A 21,885-nucleotide genomic window follows, 5' to 3' on the forward strand; every position below is an offset into this window, starting at 1 on the left:
CCGGTCACCGCGCCCGCGTCACCCAGTCCCACAGCCGTCGCGCGAACCAGTCGGGTCGTTCGAGCGGGATGGTGTGGCCGCACCCGTCGACGACCTCCAGACCGGTGCCCGGGAGCAGGGCGGCGAGGGTGCGGGCGGAGTCCCGCATGACGCGGCGCTCGCGCCCGCCCACCAGCACGAGCGCGTCGCCGGGGAACCGCGCCCACCCGTCCGGCGGGGTGAAGCGGATGTTCTCCCCCACCGCGGTCGACAGCGTCCGCACCGAGACGGCCCGGGAGGTGCGCAGGTAGTCGTCCTGGAGGGAGGGCGGGATCCGCAGCTCGCGGGCCTGCGCCCGGGCGAACCACTCGTACCTGGCCAGGGGCGCCGCCAGCCGGAGGAGGCCCAGGGTCGCTCCGGGAGCCCTCGTCGGCACCGCCTGCGCGCTGACGGCCACGACCTTCTCCACGAGGTCCGGGCGGCGTGAGCCGAGCAGCACCGCGAGCTGCGCCCCGAGCGAGAACCCCACCACGGTGACGGGTCGGTCCGTGGCGGCCTCGACGATCCCGGCCAGGTCGTCGACCGTCCGGGAGTGCGAGACGTAGTCCTCGCCGGAGCTGCGCCCGTGACCGGGGAGGTCGGGCACCAGCAGCCGGACGTCGTCCGGGAGGCGTTCCGTCGTGGGTCCCCACATCCATCCGGCCACCCCGCCGCCGTGCAGGAACAGCAGCGGGCGGGCGTCTCGCTCACCGGAGGCGGTGACGTGCACGGGCGATCTCCTTCGGGCGTCAGGAAGCGGGCGTCGAGCCGGGCGCGGTGATCTCGCCGAGCTGGCCGCCGAGCCACCGCGCAGGCGCCGTGGTGTCCGGGACGTCGGGGGCCGTGTCCGCGGCGCCGGACCCGTCCCCGGGAGAGTCTGCCTCGTGACCGGACCCCTCCGCCGCCGCGACCAGCGCTCGTGTCACGGCGGCCAGCCGATCGGCGTCCGCGGGGTCGAGCGTCCTCAGCGTCAGCGGGAGCCGCCTGCCCCGGTCGATCGCGGTGAGCGCAGCGGTCGGCGGGTCGTCGACCAGCTCGAGGACCGGCGCGACGGCGTCCGCGACGGGTCGTGCGGCGAGCGCGGCCGCGGTCCGGAGGGCGACCCGGGCGGCCCACGGCAGGGGCGTGAGGTCGCCGCTCCGCGTGAACCCGGGGTGGTAGAGCACGTAGCGGACGGGGTTGTCGGGCCGGGCGGCGAAGGCGACGCCGAGCAGGTCGTTGGCCCGCCCCGCCTGCAGCTGCGCGGCGACGGTGCTGTACGAGCGCTCCAGCCGGAGGTCGTCCCACCGGATCCCGCCCGCCGTCGTCCCGACTCCCGCGACGTTCACGATCACGGGCGACGCGCTCCGGGCGAGGAGCGGCGCCAGGCCGTGACCGAGCACGTAGCGGCTGACGTAGTACAGCGCGAACGTGCGCTCCAGCCCTTCCGGCGTCACGACGCGCTGCGGGGACTGCCGGTTGGCGAAGAGGCACAGGGCGTCGACGCGCTCGTGCCTGGCGGCGATCTCGCGGATCACCCGGCGGTTCTCCGCGATGCTGGACAGGTCCGCCCGGACGACGTGCACCCGTCCCCGAGCGCCGGCCTGCTCGGCCTCGGCCACCAGCCGCTGCCCCTTCTCGGGGTTGCTGCCGAGGACGACGACCTCGTCGCCCAGCCGTGCTCGGGCGAGCGCCACCGCGCGGCCCATCCCGTCGGTGCCGCCGCTGACGACGACGACCTTGGGCTTCCCGGTGCTCGGGCGGGGGTGGTTCTCGGACATGGTCCTCCTCGGACGTGGCGGGCATGCTGGGAGCGACGCTCGGTGCGCACTCCATCGTCAGCAGCGACCCACCCGACCGGAAGAAGGCAGTTTGATGTCGGCAACGAACACCGGTGTTCCCTCCGTCGTCCGAGCACGGCTGCCCAGCCCCGTCCCGGCGCACGAGCACGAGAGCTGTGCGGTGACCGACGTGCTGCGCCGCGTGGGCGACAAGTGGTCGGTCCTCGTCATGGTGCTGCTCGGTCGGCGCGCGCACCGGTTCAACGAGCTCCACCGGGGAATCGAGGCGATCAGCCAGCGCATGCTCACCCGGACGCTGCGCACGCTCGAGGAGGACGGCCTCGTCCGTCGGGAGGTCTTCCCGACCAACCCGCCGAGCGTGGAGTACGACCTCACCCCGCTGGGACGCTCCCTGCTCGTCCCGCTCTCCGCGCTCGCGGACTGGGCCGTCGAGCACGGGCCGCAGATCGCGGCCGCCCGGGAGCCGCAGGCCGTGCCGTCGCGCGATGCCGAGCACGAGCGCCGGACGGCGCACGCCGTCCCGCGGCCCGCCGTCGCGGACCGGCACCCCGGGACGAGGCGGGACGGCACGCCGGGTTGACGACGCGACGCCGCGCGCCGGGAAGCCTGGAGGTGCGGCCGGATCGCGGCCGTCCCCGCCCGCGGCGGGGCGCACCGACACCGGAGGTCGTCATGCTCACCGCACTCACCGGAGCCGCCGTGGTCCCCACGGAGGCCGTCGCGCACGTGGCGCACGCCGGCTGGGGGCCCGGGCCGTGGTGGTTCGTCTTCCCCCTGCTGTGGTTCCTGCTCTTCGCGTCCGTGATCGTCCTCGTCGCCCGCCGCGCGCGCCGCGGCTGGGGCCCGGGCGGACCCGGCGCGTGGCGCACCGCCGGCCCCGACCCCGTCGCGGTCCTCGGCGAGCGCTACGCGCGCGGCGAGATCGACGAGCAGGAGTACCGCTCGCGCCTCGCCGTGCTCCGCGAGGGGCGCACCCAGCCCTGACGCCGAGAACGACGTTGCTGCCGTCATCCCGGGGGACGACGGCAGCAACGTCGTTCTCGACGGCGATCGCCGGGTCGGCGTCAGGCGGTGGCGCCCACGGGCTCCTTGGTGCCCGACGGCGTCGCACCGGCGGTCTCGTCCGTCGCCGTGGCCCCGGTGGTCTCCTCGGACGACGCGTCGTCGTCCTCGTCCACGAAGAGGTCCTCCGCGCTGGCGGCCTCGTACTGCTCGACGTCGAGGATGCCCTCGCGCTTGGCGACGATCGTCGGGACGAGCGCCTGGCCCGCGACGTTCACCGCGGTGCGGCCCATGTCGAGGATCGGGTCGATCGCCAGCAGCAGGCCGACGCCCGCGAGCGGCAGGCCCACGGTCGAGAGCGTGAGGGTCAGCATGACGATCGCGCCGGTGAGGCCCGCGGTCGCGGCGGAGCCGACGACGGACACGAACGCGATGAGCAGGTAGTCGGTGACCGACAGGTCGATGCCGAAGATCTGCGCGACGAAGATCGCCGAGATGGCCGGGTAGATCGAGGCGCAGCCGTCCATCTTGGTGGTCGCGGCCAGCGGCACGGCGAACGACGCGTACTCGCTCGGGACGCCGAGGTTGCGCTCGGTGACGCGCTGCGTCACGGGCAGCGTGCCGATCGAGGAGCGCGAGACGAACGCGAGCTGGATCGCGGGCCAGGCGCCCTTGAAGTAGCTCGAGATCTTCAGGCCGTTGGTGCGCAGCAGGACCGGGTAGACGACGAACAGCACGACCGCGAGGCCGACGTAGATCGCGACGGCGAACCACGCGAGCGACGCGAGCGACGTCCACCCGTACGCCGCGATGGCGTAGCCGATGAGGCCGGCGGTGCCGATCGGCGCGAGGCGGATGATCCACCACAGCACCTTCTGCACGATCGCGAGCGCGGAGCGGTTGAAGGCGAGGAACGGGTCGGCCTTCTTGCCCGACTTCAGGGCCGCGATGCCGATGACGAGCGCGACGACGAGGATCTGCAGCACGTTGAAGCTCACCGACGTGCTCGCGGACGCGCCGCCGTCGGTCACCTCGACCTGCGTGCTCGCGCCGAGACCCAGCACGTTGCCCGGGATGAGGCCGTTGAGGAAGTCGAGCCACGTGCCGGTGCGGCCCGGCTCGGACGCGGCGTCGAGCGAGACGGACGCGCGGTTGCCCGGCTGGAAGAGCAGGCCCAGCCCGATGCCGACAGCCACGGAGATCGCGGCGGTGATGGCGAACCACAGGAGCGTCTGGCCGGCGAGGCGCGCGGCGTTGGTGACGGTCCGCAGGTTCGCGATCGACGCGACGATCGCGGTGAAGATCAGCGGCGGCACGACGGCCTTGAGCAGCGTGACGAACGACGAGCCGATCGTGTCGAGGGTCGTCGTCAGGCCGTTCGGGACCTCGCCGTCCGCGTCCTGCGGGCCCATCGCGAGCGCGACGGCGCCGAGGGCGACGCCGACCGCGAGGCCGAGCAGGATCTGGACGCTGAACGACGGGAACCGGCGCTTCTTCTTCGCGGGCGCCGCGGCCGGGGCCTGGCTCACCTGCTGCTGGTCGGCCGACGAGGGGGCCGACGAGGGGGTCGAGGACACGGGGGACCTTTCGGGGTGACGCGGGCGCACGAGCGCCCGCTCTCGGGAGAGGGGCTCGGGACGTCGTCGCGAGGTGTGCCCGGCGGTGGCGCGCACCCGGGCCGGCCGTCAGGTCACACGGGTGAGCTGCGGTCGTGTCGGTGCGGGTGCGCCACGCGCGTCAGCGGCTCGGGTCGGCGAGCGACCCGGGGAACGGTGACGGGGTGCGGAGGCGGGAGGGCGTCAGCGGCGACGTGGGGTCAGCGACACAGCGCGCTGGCGACTCGACGGAGGTCGACGTCGCGGCGCTGGGTGAGCTGCCAGGCAGGCACGCTGACGAGCACGAAGGCTTCTCCCGGAACGGTGGGTTCTCGCTGGACGCGGGCAGACGGACGCCCGCGGCAACCGATCATACCCGCTGATGCACAACCTGCCGTCCCCGCCGCCTATTCCCCGGCCCGGCGCGCGGGTCCGGGCGCCGCGTCCGCGGCCGTCAGGAGTTCGGCATGTCGAGGAACGCGTGCATGAGCGGGCCGGCCGTGACCGCGCCGCCCTCGCCCGTCTCGACGAACACCGCGACCGCGAGGTCGCCCTGGATCGCGATCATCCACGCGTGCGACTGGCTCCCGTCGCCGTACTGCGCGGTCCCCGTCTTGGCTCCGACCTCGCCCGGGAGGTCGGCGAGGATCGCGGCGGATCCGTCGGTGACGACGGCGCGCATGAGCCCGCGCAGCGTCGCGGCCTCCTCCTCCGTGAGCGTCCCGGCGGGCTCCTCGTCGGCGACGGTCTGCACGTCCGGGTGCACGAGGACCGGCGAGACCGTGCGCCCGGCCGCGACGCTCGCCGCGACCGTCGCCATCGCGAGCGGCGACGCCTGGACCTTGCCCTGGCCGATCATCGACGCGGCGTGCTCCGTCCCCTGCGAGTCGGTGGGGACGTCGCCGAAGAACACGGGCGCCCCCAGGTCGGCCTCGACGCCCAGCCCGAGCGACGCGGCGGCGTCGTGCAGGGCCTGCTGCGTCACGGTGTCGCGCTGCCCGATCATCGCGGTGTTGCACGAGTTCGCGAACGCGGTCCGCAGCGGGACGTCGCCCAGCGCGGCCGTCGGGTAGCCGGGGACGTTCTGGAACTCGCGCCCGTCCACCGTGATCGTCGGCGGGCACGCGACGGTCGTCTCGGGCGTGAGCCCGGCACGCAGCATCGCGAGCGTCGTCGCGACCTTGAACGTGGACCCGGGCGCGTACTGGCCGGTCGTCGCGGTGGACAGGCCCTCCCCCGCCGTCGAGCTCGCCGCGGCGAGCACCTCGCCCGTCGACGGCTGGATCGCGACGATCGCGCTCGGCCCCTGCCCGGCGAGCACCGCCTCCGCGGCGACCTGCATGTCGGGCCGCAGGGTCGTGCGCAGCGGCGTGCCGTCCAGGGGGTCGACCGAGAACACCTCGGTCGGCTCCCCCTCCGCGTCGCTCTCGCTCGGCACGATCTCGATCGACAGGCCGGGGACGCCCCGCAGCTGCTCGTCGTACTGGCGCTGGAGGCCCGAGAGCCCCACCTCGTCGCCCGCGGCGATCGCGCCCTCGGACTCCTCGACGATCTCCGCCGTCGCGTCGCCCACGCGCCCGAGGATGGGCCGCGCGAACTCGCGCGTCGGGGCGAGGGGCAGCTCGTCGTCGACCACGCGCACCCCGGCGACGGCGCGCGCCGCCTCGACGTCGATCCCCGCCGTGTCCTGCGTCCGGACCGTGATCGCCTCGACGAACGCCTTCTCCCCCGCGGCCGCGACGCGCTGCGCGTACTCCTCGGGGTCCAGCCCGACGACGGCGGCGAGCTCGCGCGCGGCACGGTCCCACGCGCCGGAGGCGACGAGCGTCTTGTCGACACCGATGCGCAGGACCGGCCGGTCCTGGACGATCGGGACGTCGTCGGCACCGAGGATGCCGGCGCGCTGCGCGGGCACGCGGCTCACCGCGAGCCGGTCACCCTGGCCGAGCTCGGGGACGAGCACGTCCGGCTCCCACACGACGTCCCACGCCCCGGGCCCGTCCTCGCCCTTGCCGGGCTCGGCGAACGTCAGCTCCGCCGTCGTCGTGTACTCCCACGCCTGGTCGCCGCCCACGTCCCAGCGGTAGGCGAGGGTCGCCGTCGCGCGGTCCCCGGCCTCGTCGCCCTCCTCCACGACGTCGACCGTCGTGACCTCGACCGTCCGCTCGTACGCCGAGAGCGGCTCAAGCACCGCCTCGAGGTGGCCCTGCACGTCCTTCGCCGCGCCGTTGCGGAACTCGAGGCCGGTCACGTCACCCGCCTCGATGCCCCGCGCCAGCGCGGCCGCGGCGTCCTGCGCCTCCGGGCGGTCGGGCGTGCACGCCGCGAGGGGCAGGGCCAGGACGGGGGCGAGCGCCGCGGCGGTCGCCCAGCGGGCAGCCCGCCGGCCTCGCCTGGTCGTCCGGCCGTGGTCGTGCGCGCCGATGCTCACTCGCTGCTCCCCTGCTCCGTGCCGTTCGGGACGGGAGGGACGCTACCCGACGCCCCGGACGTGCCGGACGTCCGGGGCGAACCGGCCCCGTTCGTCCCCGGCTTCTTCACGTCCGGCGCCTCCCGGCGGCGGCGTCAGTCCGGGGTGACCGGGCTGACGGCGTACCAGAGGCGGATGCTCTCGTCGCCGCCGGGCCCGGGCTCGTGGCTGATCTGGACGGACGTCACGACGTCGCCGTTCGACCCGTTGATGCCGGTGCGCTCGCGCGTGCCCCCCGCGCGCGAGGCGTCGAGCGACGCGGGCAGCTCGTCGAGCCACCGGTCGACCTGCGAGCGAGGGAAGCCGAGGACCTCGGCGTCGGCGACGAGCTGGTCGTGCACCGCCTGCGCGCCGGAGAGGGTGCGGAACACGTTGATCGTGCTCACGTAGCCGCGGCGGGGCTGGATCGTCAGCTCCTCGGCCGTCGTCGTCCACGTGCCGTCGGGGAGGACCAGCTCGACCTCGGCGGCGCCGCCGGGCACCTGCACGACGGCCATCGACTCGCCCAGCCCCACCGACTCCGCGGTGATCGGCCTGCTCACGTCCCAGCGCACGGTCTCGCCCCTCTCGATGTCGTCGATCGTCGTCCCGGTCCCGCCGCCGCCCGACGGCGTCCCGCCCGTCGCCGTGCTCGTCCCACCCGTGGCCGGGTCGTCCGGGCCGCCGAACGAGACCGAGCACGCGGTCAGCGCGAGCGACCCGGCGAGCAGGAGGGGGACGACGGCGGCCCGCGCCGCCGCCCGTCGTCGCCCGCGCCCACCGGCCGGGCTCACTGGTCCACGTCCACGTCCCACTCGGTCAGTCTGTCAAGGATGCGCCCGATGCGTGCGGGGTTGGTGAGGCGGTACTCGTCGATCCGCTCCGACACGTCCGTGCCGATGATCTCCGCCGCCCGGTCCGGCTGCTGGGTGATGAGCTCCTGGTACGCGGGGAGCGTGTCGTTCGCGATGTAGTCCCAGCGCGTCGCCTGGTCGGCGATGTTGCCCCCGGGGAACGGCGTCTCGACCGTCACGGTGCCCTGCACGGGGTTGTCGAACGAGATGCCGGTGAACGGGATACCGATGCTCTCGGGGCCGGGCGTCTCCACGCGCACCGTGAACGGGTCGTGCTGCGCGTACGTCCCCGCGCCCTCGATGGACGGCTCGCCCACGAGCGTCATGAGGTACGTGAATGCCTCGCCCGTGACCGGGTGGTCGCGCATGGTCTGCCAGTCGTCGGCGATGATCTGGTTCTGCTCGCGCCACAGCAGGGCGGTGTTGCCGTCCGCGAGCGCCTGCGCGTCGCCCGCGCGGCCGGCCTCGACGTCGGCCCACGCCTGGTAGGCGGCGTCGTCGATGACGCCCGCCTCGAGCAGCCGCTCCATCTCCTCCAGGCCGCCGGACAGGTACGCCTCGTGCATGACGGCCTGGTCGACGAAGATCTCGCGCTGCATCGACAGGAACTGGTTCTCGTAGAACGCGAGCTCGGCGTCGGACATCTCCGCGATCGCCTCGAGCGCCGCCCGGTCGACGCCCGGCGGGAGGTGCTCCGCCCCGGCGGCGACGGCCTGTGCGACCTGCCGCATCTGGTCGAGGTCGAAGAACCCGGCGGCGAAGGACGGCCCGATCATCGCGGCCATCCCCGCCCACTGCATCCACGGGTTGTCGAGGTAGAGCTCGCCGTAGTACGTGTAGACGTCCTCGATGATCTCCCGGTTGGCCGACGCCCCGGCGGACGGGTCCCAGTCGGCGAAGTCGAACCCCGCCTCCCCCGCGGCGACGCGCGTCCAGTGCGCGACGGCGAGGTCGGCGAATCCCGGCGAGTCCGGGTCGACGCCGAGGCGCACCATCTGCGCGTAGAGCGCCGCGACCTGCGCGTCGCTCGCGTTCGCGAGCCACTCGGCGCGCTCGGCGGCGTCCATCGCCCCCCACTCGCCGGGCGTGGGCGTCGCGACGGGCGACGGCGCACCACCGCCGGGACCGGCCCCGGGCCCCCCGGTGCCGCCGGGGCCGCCGCCCGTGTCGTTGCTCGCGGACTCCTGCTGGTCGGCGTCGGCGGCGAGCTGGTCGGCCGCCGCGTCGAGGAGGCTCGCGGTGCTCGCGAGCGACGGGCCGAGGGTCGAGGCCCACTCGCGGCGGAACTCCGCGGCGTCGGGGCCCTCCCACCGGGTGGCCGCGTCGACGACGGACGTCACCTGCGCGCGGTGGGTCCGCAGCGTGTCGGCGCCGGCCCGCAGCCCGGAGGCGAGCGCGCGCAGGGCTCGGACGTCGGCGCCCCACATCCCGCTCATGCCGCCTCCTCTCGCAGCCGCGCGTCCCCTCGCGCGCGCGTCGACAGCCTCGTCACGGACGGTCGCACGCCGACGCTACGCGGCACCCGCGCGTGCCGCGATGGGGAGCGCTGCCCATGCCCGGCAGGTGCGGGGCGGGTCTTCCGCGTAGCCTCGTCGGAGACGTTCCGGACGAGATCCCCGAGCGATGACGACCACGCGGACGCAACGAGGACTGGACCGCGTCGTGAGCTTCACCGACGCGGCGGTGGCGATCGCCATCACGCTGCTCGTCCTGCCGCTCGTCGACCTCGCGGCGACCGAGGACGTCTCGTCCGTGCGCGAGGTGTTCGCGGAGCACTGGTCGTCGTTCCTCGCGTTCGCCGTCACGTTCGCGGTGATCGGCCGGTTCTGGGTCGTGCACCACCGGCTGTTCGAGTCGCTGCAGGACTACTCGCCCGCGCTCCTCGTCGTGAACCTCGTGTGGATCGCCGGCATCGCGTTCTTCCCGTTCTCCGCGCAGCTCGTCGCCGACGTGTCGGACGACGACCCGACGTCCGTGGCGGTCTACGTCGGGACCATGGTCGTGGTGTCGACGTGCCTCGGGACGATGGCGTGGATCGTGTCACGGCACCCCGGGCTGGAGCGGGCCGACGTCCGCGGCTCCGTCCGGGTGCGCCACTCGCTCGTGCCGACCGGGCTCCTCGTCGTCGCGCTGCTGCTCGCCCTGCTCGTCCCCGCGGGCGGGCTGCTCTGGCTCCTGCTGCTCCTCCTCACCGGCCCCGTGGGCCGCCTGGTCGACCGGGCGCTCGACCGCTGACCGGCCGGACCGGCGCGCTACCCGCGCAGGGACGCGCCCATGCGCGCGACGGCCTCGGTGAGGACGTCGACGTTCGTCGCCAGGTTGAGCCGCACGTGCCCCTCCCCTCCCGACCCGAACCGACGCCCGTCCTCCAGGGCGACGCGCGCCCGGTCGAGGAACCAGGCGCGCGGGTCGCGGCCCGCGTCGCCGGGGAGGCCGCGCGCGTCGATCCACGCGAGGTACGTCGCGTCGCCGGGGTGGTACCGGGCGTCGGGCAGGTGCTCGGCGAGCAGGTCCGTGAGCAGCCACGCGTTGCGCTCGACGCCCGCGAGCACGGCGTCGAGCCACGCCTCGCCGTGGTCGAGCGCCGCGACGTGCGCCAGCACGGCGACGTGCTGGACGCCGTGGCTCGCCTCCTCGGGGATCCGGCGCAGGTCGTCCACGGCCCCCGGCCCGGCGACGGCCGCAGCAGCCTTGAGACCCGGGAGGTTCCACGCCTTGGACGCCGAGACGATCGCGACGGCGGTCTCCGCGCCCGGGACGGCGAGGAGCGGCGTGTGGGTCGTCGTAGGTCGGCCGTCGAGCCCGGGCCGGGTGAGCGGCGCGTGGATCTCGTCGGCGACGACGCGCACCCCGTAGCGCCCCGCGAGCGCGAGCCCCGCCTCGAGCTCGGCGGGCGCGTGCGTCGTGCCGGTGGGGTTCTGCGGGTTGCACACGAGCCAGACGGCGCGGCGCCCGCTGCCGGGTCCGCGACCGTTCGCGGCGACGCCGGTCGCGTCGGCGAACGCGCGCTCGAGCGCGTCGAGGTCGAGCCGCCCGTCGGCGCCGAGCGGCGCCTCGACGACGCGGCGCCCCTCGTTCCACGTGAAACCGTAGAACGGCGGGTAGACGGGCGGGTTCACGACGACGGCGTCACCCGGCCCGGTGAGCACGCGCAGCACCTCGACGACGGCGACCATGACGTCGGGCAGCGTGCGCGACGTCGCCGCGTCGAGGGCCCAGCCCCACCGGCGCTCGGCGAACCGCGCGTACGCCTCGGCGTACGTCGTGCCGACGTCGTACCCGGTGTCGCCCGCGCGCAGGGCCGCGGTCACGGCGTCCACCACCGCCTCGCACGGCGCGACGTCCATCTCCGCGACGAAGAGCGGCAGCACGTCCGGGTCGAACGCGCGCCACTTCACCGACGTGCGGCGGCGCAGCGCGTCGAGCGTGTGGACGTCCAGCGGCGTGTCGCGGGGGCTCAGGTCCATCTCGTCAGGCTACGAACCCGCACACCGCCCCTCCGTCAGCGCCACGTCGCCGGGCGTGTCCACCGACGTGCGGGCGCGGGGTCACCGGGACGACGACGCCGGGTCTCAGCCCTCGTCGCGAGCCGACGCCCCGCGGCCCGTGCGCGCGTGGGCCGGGCCGGCGTCGTCGTCGACCCAGCGCCACACGCGCGTCACGACGAACCACACGACCGCCGCGGCGACGACCGCGATCACGACCTTCTGCAGGACGCCCGCGTACTGCTCCACGACGTGCCAGCGCTCGCCGAGCGCGTACCCGGCGTAGACGAAGATCGTGTTCCACACGGCGCTGCCCGCGGCGGACAGCGCGGCGAACTTCCACAGCGGCATGCGCTCGACCCCGGCCGGGATCGAGATGAGGCTGCGGAAGATGGGGATGAAGCGGCCGAAGAAGACCGTCGCGCCGCCGTGGCGGAGGAAGAACTGCTCGGTGCGGTCCACGTCCTCGACCTTGACGAGCGGGAGCCGCTCCGCGATCCAGCGCGTGCGCTCGCGCCCGACGACGGCGCCGACCACGTAGAGCGCGAGCGCGCCGACGACCGACCCCGCCGTCGTCCACAGGATCGCCTCGACGAGGCCGAAGCTGCCCTGGCTCGCGGTGAAGCCCGCGAGCGGCAGGATGATCTCGCTCGGCAGCGGTGGGAACAGGTTCTCGAGCGCGATCGCGATCGCGGCGCCGACGGGGCCCAGCGTCTCCATGAGGCCGACCGCCCACCCGGCGACGCCGTCGAGCGCGGGCTCCGCGGTCGCGGCAGCGGGGAGGGCGAGAAGTCCGGCGGGCACGGTCACCGACCCTACGTGAGCGCTCGGCCCGCGAGGCGTCCGGCCGATCGAGACCCTGTGGAGGTGTGGTGAACGGGGTGGCCGCACGGCGCCACGCGCCCGCACCGGCCGCGGCGGGGGCGCGCGGTCAGGCGCAGTCGAGCGCGTCGAACGCGACGTCCTGCGACCCGCTGCCGCCGTCGGCGGTGCCCGTCACCGTCACCGATCCCGCGTCGAGACCGGTCGACCGGGCCGAGAACGACTGGTACGCCGCAGCCCCCGGGGCGACCCCCGCGAACTCCCGGCCGCCGAAGGGCGTGTCGACCGCGACGTCGACCGGCGCGTCCCCGCCGTTCGTCGCCCGGACCGCGAGGTACGCCGTGCCCGCGAGGCACCGCGGCTGCACCGTGACGTCCAGCGCCACGCCGGTCTGCGGGTCCTCGTTCGACACGTCGAGCACGAGCGGCGCCAGCGCCAGCGTGTCGAGGTTCGGCGCCCAGCCCGTCGCGTTGCCCAGCGTCAGCGCACCGTCGTCCGTGGCGAGGTCCAGCGCGATCGTGTGCGTCCAGAAGCCCTTCCACGAGTAGTTGTGCCGGAACGCGCCGCGCGTCGTGGACCCGCCCTCCTCGGTCACGTCCAGGAACCGGCTCACCACGTCCGTGTTGTACGCGTGACCGGTGTTCTTCTCCGCGTTGGCGTACCGGACGACCAGGTCGTACTGACCGGCGCCGAGCCCCTCGGGGCGCTCCCACACGGCGACGCTCTCGGCGCTGCCGCCGAGCCACGCCACCTGGAGGCCCGACACGTCCGTCGGCTGCGACACGGACTCGAGGCGCGCCCCGCCCGCGAGCGCCAGGACGTCCTCCGCCTCGACCGGTGCCGCGGCGTCGTCCGCGTCGGCGGCACGCACCGTGGTGAGCGACGTCAACCGCACGCCGTCGGGCGACGACACGGTGAGCTCGGTGATCCCCTTCGCGAGGTGGACCCGCGCGGTCGACGTCCGCTCGCCCGGCGCGTCGGCGCCGAGACCGGCGACCTCGCGACCGTTGAGCAGCAGCCCCACCGACGCCGGGGCGTCCGCCGCGTAGTCGAGCGTCACGTCGTAGTACCCCGTGTCGCGGGCCGCGACGTAGAACGTCGCCGTCGCGTCGCCGTGGAGCTCGACGCTCCCGGGACGCTCGCCGTCGTACGACGGGACGGTGCCGTCGAGCCGGGCGAGGTGCGCCGGGTACACCGTGGTGTCGGGGCCGTCGACCCGCTCGAGGTCGAGGCGGTCGAGCGCGACGTTCGCGCCCGGCAGGAGCGTGCTGCCGTCGGCGCTCGCGCGCACCGACAGCTCGCGCGTGCCCGCCTCGAGGTCCACCAGGACCTCGGCCTTGCCCCGGTACGCGTCGGAGAAGCCCGCCTCGTAGCGGATCGTGCCGGCCTGCTCGCCGTCCACGAACAGCGCGTGCGACCCCGGCCCGACGCTCGGCCCGTTCACCGCGGCGATCACGGAGAGCCGGTAGGTCCCCGTCGTCGGGACGTCCACCGACCACGTCAGGGACGAGGACGCCGAGGTGAAGCCGCGGACGTCCTTGGCGCCCGACGCCGCGAACGTCCAGGCGTCACCGGCCGGGCGGTCCACGACCGTCAGACCGGACAGCTGCGTCGCCTCCGCCTGGACCTGCGCGGTCCACGTGGGGTCGACCACGGGCTGCTCGTCGAGCGCGGGCGTGAGGACCACCTGGTACGCGGAGTGGCGGTCGCCGTTCGGGACGTCGACCGTGACCGTGCCGTCGACCACGTCGACGCGCTCGGCGACGACCACGGGCGGGGCCAGCGCCTCGCCCTCCTGGCCGGAGAACGCCGCGCGCCGGACCTGCACGTCGACCGTCTCGCCGAGCAGGTCCGTGTCGACGCCCTCGATCTCGACCCGCACGTCGCGCGAGCCGCCGCCGAACAGGACGGTCGCCCGGCGCGCGTCGGCGTCGAGCGCGGCGATGCCCTGCAGCGTGTCCACGACGTCGAGCGCCGGCGGCGTCAGCTCGACGGTCTCGCCCGTGAGGTCGCCGTACCACTTCAGCAGCCACCACGCGCCGTTCGCGCTGTTGTTCTTGGCCATGTTGTCGTTGAGGTTGCCGGCGTACGTCCAGTAGGCGGTCTGGGCGTCGACCTTCTCGTCCTCGAACATCGCCAGCCACTGCACCAGCTGGCCCGGCACCCCCATGTCACGACGCATCGCGTACTCGGTGATGTTCACGGGCAGCGGGCCGACTCCCACCTCCTGCTCGATCTGCCGGAACTCGGCGAGGTGGCTGCGGAACGTCGCCAGGTTCTCGACGCCGAGCTCGTGCCACGTCCAGATGTCGGGCAGCACGTCGTTCGCCTTGGCGAACGTGAGGATGTCCCGGGTGCTCTCGCCGTGCCACCACGCGTCCCCCGGACCGGCGATCCTCGCCTCGGGGTAGATCTCCTTGATCGTCGTGTAGGCGGCCTCCCAGTCGGCGAGGAACGTGTCGCCCATCGTGCCCCAGCCGCTGTACCAGTTGATCCCGTCCGGCTCGTTGAACGGCGTGAACACGTACCGCTCCGGGTGGTCGGACTCCTCGACGATGCTCGTCACGACCGTGCGGACGATGTCGAGGTAGCTGTCGAAGTCCTCGGGCCGCTGGCCGCCGTTGTAGGGCCAGTCCGGGTAGTAGTCCTGGATGTTGACCATGAGGTAGTCGCCGCCGTTCTCGAACAGCGACCGCTCCACGTCCAGCGGGTCGCCGTTCGGGTGCTGCGCACCGTGCGGCGCCTTCTGCGTGACGTTCGTCGGGTGGGCGCCCGCGACGATCGGGTCCGTCGGCACGCCGTCGTCACCGAGACCGTAGAGCATGCCGCTGGCCCCGCCCTGCACCGCGCCCGTGGACGCGGACAGGTCGACCTGCAGCACCTCGACGTCCTCCGCGGCGACGGACGTGACGGACGGGGTCACCAGCGCCCCGGCCGTCAGCGCGACCAGGCCGACGGAGGCGGCCGCCCTGCGCAGGCGGTGAGCCCTCGTCCCTCTCGGGTCCGGGGCGGGGAACGGCTGTCTCATCGAACTCACACTCCTTCGTGCTCGTTGGCGCCGCCCCGGCCGGGACGGCTCTCGGGACCCGTCGCCCGGCGTGCGCCGCGGCGAACGGGGTGGTGCTGCGTGCAGCGCCCGGCCCGCGGACGGCGTCGCGCAGGACGCGGCACCGGCGCCGGCCTCGGGCGAGGTCAGTCCTCCAGCACCGCGTTGATCTGCTCGTTCGCGGCGGTGAGCGACGACGAGTCGGCGTTGCCGAGCGCGATGTCCTCGAACGCGACGGACGCGATCGCGTTGACCTCGCCGGCGCGGACGGTGATCGGCGGGAGGAACGTGCGCCCCTCCTCGCGGTAGCTGAAGAACGCGGACACGTCCCAGCCCTTCGCGTCGAACGCGGCGAGAGCCTTGTCCGCCGAGCTCGGGATCGCGGGGAAGACGACGGCGTGCTCGGCGACGATGTCCTGGCACTCGGTGGACCCGAGGAACGCGACCCACTCCCACGCGGCGTCCTGCTTCTGGGACGACGCGCTGATCGAGTCCGCGACCCCGTTGAACAGGGACGCGCGCTCGCCCGTGGGACCGACCGGCCCGGGCGCGATGCCGACCTTGATGCCGTCGAGGGACTTGAACGACCCCGTCGCCCAGGAGCCGTTGGTGCCCATGGCGACCCTGCCGGAGCCGATCTGGGTGAGCGTCTCCTCCGAGAACACGCCCGCTGCGGGGGCGAAGCCCTTGTCCGCCAGCCCGTAGAACCAGTCCACGGCCTTCTGGAACTCCGGGTCGTCGAAGTTGTAGCGCGTCCCCCACGGGTTCTCGTCCAGGTAGTCCCACTCGAGCGTGCCGGTGAAGTTGGCCCACTGCATCTGACCCGTCTCCTCGAAGTTCGGGTTGATGCCGAGGCCGTACACGGCGACGTCCGACGCGTCGAACCCGGGCTCGTCCCCGCGCACGCCGTGGGCGTCGACCGTCAGGTGGGCCACGATCTCCTCGAACGTCCCGCCGTCGTCGGGGTTCCAGTCGGCGGCCCACAGGTCCTCCGCCGTGTACCCCGCGTCGGCCACGAGCTGCTCGTCGTAGAAGAACGCCGTCGTGTCCCAGTCCTTGGGGAGCCCGTACAGCGAGCCGTCGGCGTACCGCCACGGGTCGACGAGCCCGTCCGCGTACACGGACGTGTCCACCGCGTCCCGCTCGACGAGGTCGTCGAGCGGGACGATCTGCCCCTGCGCGGCGAACTCGCCGTACTTCGACAGGTGGTCGACGAACACGTCCGGACCCGAGCCGCCCACGAACGACGCCGTGAGCTTGGTCCAGTAGTCGTCCCAGGCGAACTGCTCGATCTTCACCGAGACGTCCGGGTTCTTCGCGGTGAACGCGTCGGCACACGCCTGGTACGCCGGCACCTGGTTGGAGTCCCAGAGCCAGTAGGAGATCTCGTCGGCCGAGGCGCCCGAGCCCGAGCCGCCGCCCGAGGAACAGGCGCCGAGCGCCAGGACGAGGGACCCTGCCACGGCGACGTGGACGGACTTTCGCATCGTTGTTCCCTTTCGCAGACATCCGCGTCGATGGTGCGGAATGGTTGTCGGGTCCGACGGCCGCCGTACCCGCACGCCCCCTGCCGCCGAGCGGCTACTTGATTCCGGTGAAGCCGATCGAGTTGACGATCCTCTTCGCGAACGCGAGGAAGAGCAGGAGCATCGGCAGCGCCGCGAGGAGCGTCGCCGCCATCAGGCCGGCCCAGTCCGGGGCGGACTGCGGGGCCTGCGCCCGGAAGATCCCGAGCGCGAGGGTGAGGACTCGTGAACCGTCGGACTGGCTCACGAGCAGCGGCCACAGGTAGTCGTTCCAGGCCGTGATGTAGGTGAGCACGGCGAGCGTCGCCACCGCGGGGGACGCCATGGGCAGGACGACCGTGAAGAAGGTCCGGAACCGCCCGGCACCGTCGAGCTTCGCGGCTTCCTCGACCTCGACGCTGATGCCGGCGAAGAACTGCCGCAGGAAGAACACCGCGAACGGCGTCATGAGCATCGTGGGCAGCGCGATGCCCGGCAGGGTGTCGAGCAGCCCCAGGTCGCGCACGAGGAGGAAGTTCGGCAGCAGGGTGAAGACGGTCGGCACCATGAGGCCCGCCAGGAACACCGCGTAGACGGCGTCGCGCCCGGGCCAGCGCAGCCGCGCGAACGCGTAGGCCGCCATCGCCGAGAAGAACACCTGGCAGACGGTCACCAGGGTCGCGACCACGACCGAGTTGAGCAGGTAGCGCGGGAAGTCCATCGAGGCTCCGGAGCCGCCGTCCGCGAGCGACTCCTCGACGCTCGCGAGGCCCAGCGCGCGGCGGAACCCCTCCGCGCTGAGCCCCACCGGCACCGGGTCCGCGGCACCGCCCGGCAGCGCGGCGTTCGTCGACAGCGCGGTGCGCAGCATCCAGTAGAACGGGAAGAGCGTCGCCAGCACGAGCACGGCGAGGACGGCCCAGCCGAGGACGCGGCCCGCGGTGGGGCGTCGGCGACGACGGCGGGCCGGCGGCGGCGGGGGCGTCGGGTCCGCGACGGGGGCGGCGGGCGCTGGTGCGGTGGTGGTCATCGGTGCCTCACGCCATGTCGTTCTGGTTGGCCCGGGTGAGCCGGAACTGGACGATGGAGATCGCGGCGAGCACGACGAGCAGCGCGACCGACATCGCCGACGCGTACCCGAAGTCGTAGCCGCGGCTGAACGCGACCTCGTAGATGTAGTACTGGATGACGTTCGAGGCGTTCGCCGGCCCGCCCTGCGTCGCGACGGACACCGTGTCGAACACCTGGAACGAGCCGATCATCGTCACGATGAGCACGAGCCCGAGGTAGGGGCGCAGGAGCGGCATCGTGATCGAGCGGAACATGCGCAGCTCGGACGCGCCGTCGACGCGACCCGCCTCGTAGAGGTTCTCCGGGATGGTCTGCAGCCCCGCGAAGAGCAGGAGCGCCGTGTACCCGAGGTGCCGCCAGACGTTCACGAGCGCGATCGTGGGGATGACGAGCGCCTGGTCGCCGAAGAACATGACGCGGTCCCAGCCGAGCCCCTCGATCACCTCGTTGACGAACCCGAGCCGGTAGTCGAGCAGCATCAGGAAGAGCATCGCCGCGACGACGTTGGAGACGAGGTACGGCGTGAGGATGATGCCGCGCACCACCATCGAGCGCGTGAGCCGGTGCATGAGGACCGCCAGGAGGACGGCGAGGACGGTCTGGAGGCCGATGTTGAGCACGACGTACCAGAGCGTGACCTGGAACGCGTCCCAGAAGACGGGGTCCGCGACCATCCGCTGGTAGTTCTCGAGCCCGACGAACCCGCCGGTGCGGAACGCGGTCGAGTCCGTGAGGCTCAGCCAGACGCCGCGCAGCGAGGGCCACAGGAAGAAGACGACGAAGCCGGTGCCCGCGGGCAGCAGGAAGAGCAGCGCGGCGGGCAGGTCGCGCAGGTCCCGGGAGCGACGCCGGGTGCCGGGAGCCGCCGCACCCGGGCGCGTCGCGGTCGTCGCGTCGCTCATCCCTCCACCTCCACGTGGATCAGCACCGCCTGGTCAGGGTCGAGCGCGGGAACGCTCAGGCCCACCGACCCGAGCACCGCCCCGCTCAGGCGCGTGCCGTGGGCCCACCAGGCCGGGGTCGTGCGCGGGTCGTCGCCCCGGAGCACGGGGGGACCGCCCGGCCGCACGACGTACGTCGCGTCCGGGTCGAGGCCCGGCAGACGCACGCGGCCGGCGGGCCAGGTGACGTGGCGCTCGCGGAGGGTCAGCCCGTACAGCGCCTCGCGCCGGTCCGGGCTGACGGCGCCGTGCAGCCACAGGTCGCCGCCCTCGAGCGAGCGGCGGACCACGCGTCCCGTGTGCACGAGCCCGCGCACGCGCTTGTAGTAGTCGACCCAGAGCGCGAGCTCGCGTCGCTCGTCGTCGCTCGCCTCCGACAGGTCCCACTCGATGCCGAAGTGCCCGAAGAGGGCGGTCGCCGCGCGGAACGACAGGTCGAGCCGTCGGCCCGTGGTGTGCGCGCGGTCGGCGCCGACGTGGCTGCCCACGAGCTCGGGCGGCAGGAGCTGCGCCGTCCAGCGCTGGATCTGCTGGCGCTCGTGGGCGTCGATGCAGTCCGACGCCCACACGCGGTCCGTGCGCTCGAGGATCTCGAGGTCCACGCGCGCGCCTCCGGACGAGCACGACTCGACCTCCAGGCCGGGGCAGCGCGCGCGGACGTCGTCGAGCAGGCGGTAGGCGGCGAGCGTCTGCTCGTGCACCCCCGCTCGACCGGTGCGCGTGGACCCTGCGTCGACGAGGTCGCGGTTGTGGTCCCACTTGACGAAGTCGACGCCGTTCTCGTGGACCACCCGGACGATGCTCGCCAGCACGTGCTCGTAGGCGCCCGGGTGCGACAGGTCGAGCACCTGCTGGTTGCGCGCCTCGACGGGCAGCCGGCCGGCGACCTGGAGGAGCCACTCGGGGTGCCGGCGGGCGAGGTCCGAGTCCAGGTTGACCATCTCGGGCTCGAACCACAGGCCGAACTCCATGCCGAGCCCCTTGACGTGCCGCACCAGGTCGGCGAAGCGCCCGTCGCCCCAGACCTCCTCGGACACGACCCAGTCGCCGAGTCCCGCGGTGTCGTCCCGGCGCCCTCCGAACCACCCGTCGTCGAGCACGAACCGCTCGACGCCGACGCCCGCGGCGAGATCGGCGAGCTCCCGGAGCCGGTCGAGGTCGTGGTCGAAGTAGACGGCCTCCCACACGTTCATGACCACGGGGCGCGGCGAGCGCGGGTGCCCGGGCCGCGCCCGCAGGTGCTCGTGGAACCGGGCGGCGAGGGCGTCCGTGCCGTGCGCGTGGCTCGCGTAGAGCCAGGGCCCGGTGTACGCCTCCTCGGGCGCGAGGACGACCTCGCCGGGGAGCAGGAGCTCACCGCCCAGGAGCAGGCGGCGCCCGTCGAACGTGCGCTCGGCGGCGACCACGTGGTTGCCGCTGAACGCGACGTGGATCCCCCACGTCTCGCCTGCGGCGAATCCGAACCCGGGTTCCCCGGCGACCAGCACGGTCGCGGCGTCGGCGCCGGTCCGTCCGTGGCGCCCCTCGCGCACGTGCGACCCGACGACGAACGGCGCGCGCTGCGGCACGCGCTCCTTGGCCCAGCGTCCCGCGAGGTCGAGCAGCTCGTCCGCGTGCGTCGGGACCGGGAGCGCGAGGCGCAGCGCGTCGAGCGTGTACGGCTCGTCGGCCGTGTTCGTGACGCGGCCCCGTGCCCGCAGCAGGCCGGACGCGAGCATCTCGAGCTCGAGCGTCAGGCGCAGTCCCGCGGCGTCGTCGTGGGCGTCGACCCGCACGCTCCCGCCCTGCTCACGGACGTCGACCTGCACGTCCGACGGCACGAAGCGCGGTGACCAGCTCGCGCCCGCGCGGTGCCCGCTGAGGCCGGGCGTCCCGGTCCAGCCCGTCCACGCCTCGGGGAGGAGCGCCACGCGCACGCCCTGGTCGACGCCGTTCGTCGCGAGCACGGGGCGCGTCGCCCGTTCGAGGTGGTCGAGGTCCTCGGGCCGGTCGCCGGGGTCGGCTCCCCAGTGGAGGACCTCGGGGAGGGCGCCGTCGGGGAGGAGGAGGACGACGGCGGCCCCGGCCGCCGCGAGGCGGACCACCCGCGGCCGTGCGGGCGCGCCGTCCGCGCCCTGGACGTCTTCGGCCACCGTCGTGCTCACCACGTACGCGCACTCCTTCGTCGCCCCGCCACCGTGCGGGCCCTGCAAACGTTGGTCAGAAGTTAGCGCACACATGGACCGCTCTGCAAACGTTGGTCAGAACGCAGCGCACCTGCCGCCGGCGCCCGCGGGCGGGGGGACGGGGACGTCAGCCGCGCGGTGGTGCGGCGCTCTCGCGCACGACGAGGGTCGGCTGCGCGGCGCTGTCCTCCGGGCGCTCGCCCGTCTCGACCCACCGGGCGAGCATCCCGAGCGTCCGGCGCCCCAGGTCCACGAAGTCCTGCGCGACCGTCGTGAGCGGCGGGCTCCACATCCGCGCGAACGGCTGGTCGTCGAACCCGACGACGCTCACGTCCTCGGGCACGCGGCGCCCCCGCTCGGCGAACGCCCGCATGACCCCGATCGCGAGCTCGTCGTTGCCGCACAGCACGGCCGTGACGGACGGGTCGTCGACGAGCGCGAGCCCGGCGGCGTAGCCGGAGTCGGGGTCGTAGCTCGCCTGGACGACCTCGGGCCGCTCGACCCCGGCGCTCTCGAGCGCACGGCGCCAGCCCCACGTGCGCCCGCTGCGGGGCCGCGTCGAGGGGATAGCCACGTGGTGGACGGTGCGGTGACCGAGGCCCAGGAGGTAGCGCGTCGCCTCCTCGCCGCCCGCCTGGTCGTCGAGGAAGGCGTGGGGCCGGGGACCCGGGCGCCGGCGCGCGCCCGCGGCCGCGACGACCGGCAGCGCGTCGGGCAGCGCCTCGAGCGTGCGGACGCCCAGCGAGTCGAACTCGACGACGATCGCGCCGGCGAGCGACTGGGACAGCACGAGGTCCACCGCACGGTCGAGGTCGCGCGGCGCCTCCGACTCGACGACCGCGATCGACACCACGTAGCCCGCGGCGCGCGCCGCCTCCTCGATCCCCTGGAGGGTCGCGGCGTACCCGTACCGCAGCGTGTTGCGCGCGAGCACCGCCACGGTCGAGCGCCGCCCGCTCACGAGCGTCTGCGCCGCCGCGTTGGGCCGGTAGCCGAGCTCCGCGACGGCGGCCTGCACCTTCTCGCGGAGCGCGGCGCTCACGGGGGTGCGGCCGGTGAGCACGCGCGAGACCGTCGAGATGCTGACGCCCGCGAGGGCCGCGACGTCCGACAGCACGGGCGGCTGGTGTCCTCCACTCGTCACGAGGGAA

Annotated in this window: 18 protein-coding genes; 3 read left to right on the forward strand and 15 right to left on the reverse strand. The window is 74.1% G+C overall.

From position 1 onward, the window contains the following. Positions 1-4: 4 nt before the first annotated feature. The gene (locus GYH36_RS08690; RefSeq protein WP_162289647.1) at positions 5-748 is read right to left on the reverse strand and encodes an alpha/beta fold hydrolase; all 744 of its coding nucleotides are present in this window, start codon (positions 746-748) and stop codon (positions 5-7) included. Positions 749-767: 19 nt separating this feature from the next. Then, the gene (locus tag GYH36_RS08695; protein WP_162289648.1) at positions 768-1,778 is read right to left on the reverse strand and encodes an SDR family NAD(P)-dependent oxidoreductase; all 1,011 of its coding nucleotides are present in this window, start codon (positions 1,776-1,778) and stop codon (positions 768-770) included. A 94-nt stretch (positions 1,779-1,872) separates the two neighbouring features. Here GYH36_RS08695 and GYH36_RS08700 point away from each other — a divergent pair, with 94 nt between their 5' ends. Both GYH36_RS08700 and GYH36_RS08705 read left to right on the forward strand, forming a co-directional pair. Continuing rightward, a complete protein-coding gene (locus tag GYH36_RS08700; RefSeq protein ID WP_162289649.1) occupies positions 1,873-2,379 on the forward strand; it encodes a winged helix-turn-helix transcriptional regulator in 507 nt (168 codons plus the stop codon). A 92-nt stretch (positions 2,380-2,471) separates the two neighbouring features. Continuing rightward, positions 2,472-2,783 (forward strand): SHOCT domain-containing protein, encoded by a 312-nt coding sequence (locus tag GYH36_RS08705; RefSeq protein WP_115941661.1) that lies wholly within the window; start codon positions 2,472-2,474, stop codon positions 2,781-2,783. Between the two features lie 80 nt (positions 2,784-2,863). On the opposite strand, the gene GYH36_RS08710 is transcribed toward GYH36_RS08705, so the two are convergent. The 5 genes from GYH36_RS08710 to GYH36_RS08725 form a co-directional block, all read right to left on the reverse strand. Then, a complete protein-coding gene (locus tag GYH36_RS08710; protein ID WP_376739816.1) occupies positions 2,864-4,213 on the reverse strand; it encodes a dicarboxylate/amino acid:cation symporter in 1,350 nt (449 codons plus the stop codon). A 404-nt stretch (positions 4,214-4,617) separates the two neighbouring features. Continuing rightward, positions 4,618-4,770, reverse strand: coding sequence for a putative leader peptide (locus GYH36_RS20465; protein WP_376739815.1), 153 nt, complete (start codon positions 4,768-4,770; stop codon positions 4,618-4,620). An 80-nt stretch (positions 4,771-4,850) separates the two neighbouring features. After that, complete coding sequence (locus GYH36_RS08715; protein ID WP_312028566.1) at positions 4,851-6,827, reverse strand: penicillin-binding transpeptidase domain-containing protein; 1,977 nt, start codon at positions 6,825-6,827, stop codon at positions 4,851-4,853. Between the two features lie 134 nt (positions 6,828-6,961). After that, complete coding sequence (locus GYH36_RS08720; RefSeq protein WP_115941659.1) at positions 6,962-7,639, reverse strand: hypothetical protein; 678 nt, start codon at positions 7,637-7,639, stop codon at positions 6,962-6,964. Continuing rightward, complete coding sequence (locus tag GYH36_RS08725) at positions 7,636-9,135, reverse strand: hypothetical protein (protein WP_024839963.1); 1,500 nt, start codon at positions 9,133-9,135, stop codon at positions 7,636-7,638. Before GYH36_RS08725 ends, GYH36_RS08720 begins: the two co-directional genes overlap by 4 nt. A gap of 187 nt (positions 9,136-9,322) precedes the next feature. Here GYH36_RS08725 and GYH36_RS08730 point away from each other — a divergent pair, with 187 nt between their 5' ends. Beyond that, positions 9,323-9,934, forward strand: a complete 612-nt coding sequence (locus GYH36_RS08730; RefSeq protein WP_024839964.1) for a TMEM175 family protein — start codon at positions 9,323-9,325, stop codon at positions 9,932-9,934. A 17-nt stretch (positions 9,935-9,951) separates the two neighbouring features. Here the strand turns inward: GYH36_RS08730 and GYH36_RS08735 are convergent, their stop codons facing one another. From GYH36_RS08735 to GYH36_RS08770, 8 genes are all read right to left on the reverse strand, one after another. Then, positions 9,952-11,166, reverse strand: a complete 1,215-nt coding sequence (locus tag GYH36_RS08735) for a MalY/PatB family protein (RefSeq protein WP_162289650.1) — start codon at positions 11,164-11,166, stop codon at positions 9,952-9,954. 105 nt (positions 11,167-11,271) lie between these two features. Continuing rightward, the gene (locus tag GYH36_RS08740) at positions 11,272-11,904 is read right to left on the reverse strand and encodes a DedA family protein (protein ID WP_203231713.1); all 633 of its coding nucleotides are present in this window, start codon (positions 11,902-11,904) and stop codon (positions 11,272-11,274) included. A 211-nt stretch (positions 11,905-12,115) separates the two neighbouring features. Then, positions 12,116-15,034 (reverse strand): carbohydrate-binding protein, encoded by a 2,919-nt coding sequence (locus GYH36_RS08745; protein WP_179151486.1) that lies wholly within the window; start codon positions 15,032-15,034, stop codon positions 12,116-12,118. Positions 15,035-15,198: 164 nt separating this feature from the next. After that, positions 15,199-16,539: an ABC transporter substrate-binding protein gene (locus tag GYH36_RS08750; RefSeq protein ID WP_162289652.1), complete on the reverse strand. Its 1,341-nt coding sequence runs from the start codon at positions 16,537-16,539 to the stop codon at positions 15,199-15,201. A 94-nt stretch (positions 16,540-16,633) separates the two neighbouring features. Continuing rightward, on the reverse strand, positions 16,634-17,587 hold the full coding sequence (locus GYH36_RS08755; RefSeq protein WP_162289653.1) for a carbohydrate ABC transporter permease: 954 nt from the start codon (positions 17,585-17,587) through the stop codon (positions 16,634-16,636). Positions 17,588-17,594: 7 nt separating this feature from the next. Next, a complete protein-coding gene (locus GYH36_RS08760) occupies positions 17,595-18,530 on the reverse strand; it encodes a carbohydrate ABC transporter permease (RefSeq protein WP_024839970.1) in 936 nt (311 codons plus the stop codon). Further along, on the reverse strand, positions 18,527-20,713 hold the full coding sequence (locus tag GYH36_RS08765; protein ID WP_312028567.1) for an alpha-galactosidase: 2,187 nt from the start codon (positions 20,711-20,713) through the stop codon (positions 18,527-18,529). Before GYH36_RS08765 ends, GYH36_RS08760 begins: the two co-directional genes overlap by 4 nt. A gap of 148 nt (positions 20,714-20,861) precedes the next feature. Then, positions 20,862-21,878 (reverse strand): LacI family DNA-binding transcriptional regulator, encoded by a 1,017-nt coding sequence (locus tag GYH36_RS08770; RefSeq protein WP_034603702.1) that lies wholly within the window; start codon positions 21,876-21,878, stop codon positions 20,862-20,864. Positions 21,879-21,885 lie beyond the last annotated feature (7 nt).

The sequence above is a fragment of the Cellulosimicrobium composti genome, from assembly GCF_010287905.1.
Lineage (GTDB): Bacteria > Actinomycetota > Actinomycetes > Actinomycetales > Cellulomonadaceae > Cellulosimicrobium > Cellulosimicrobium composti.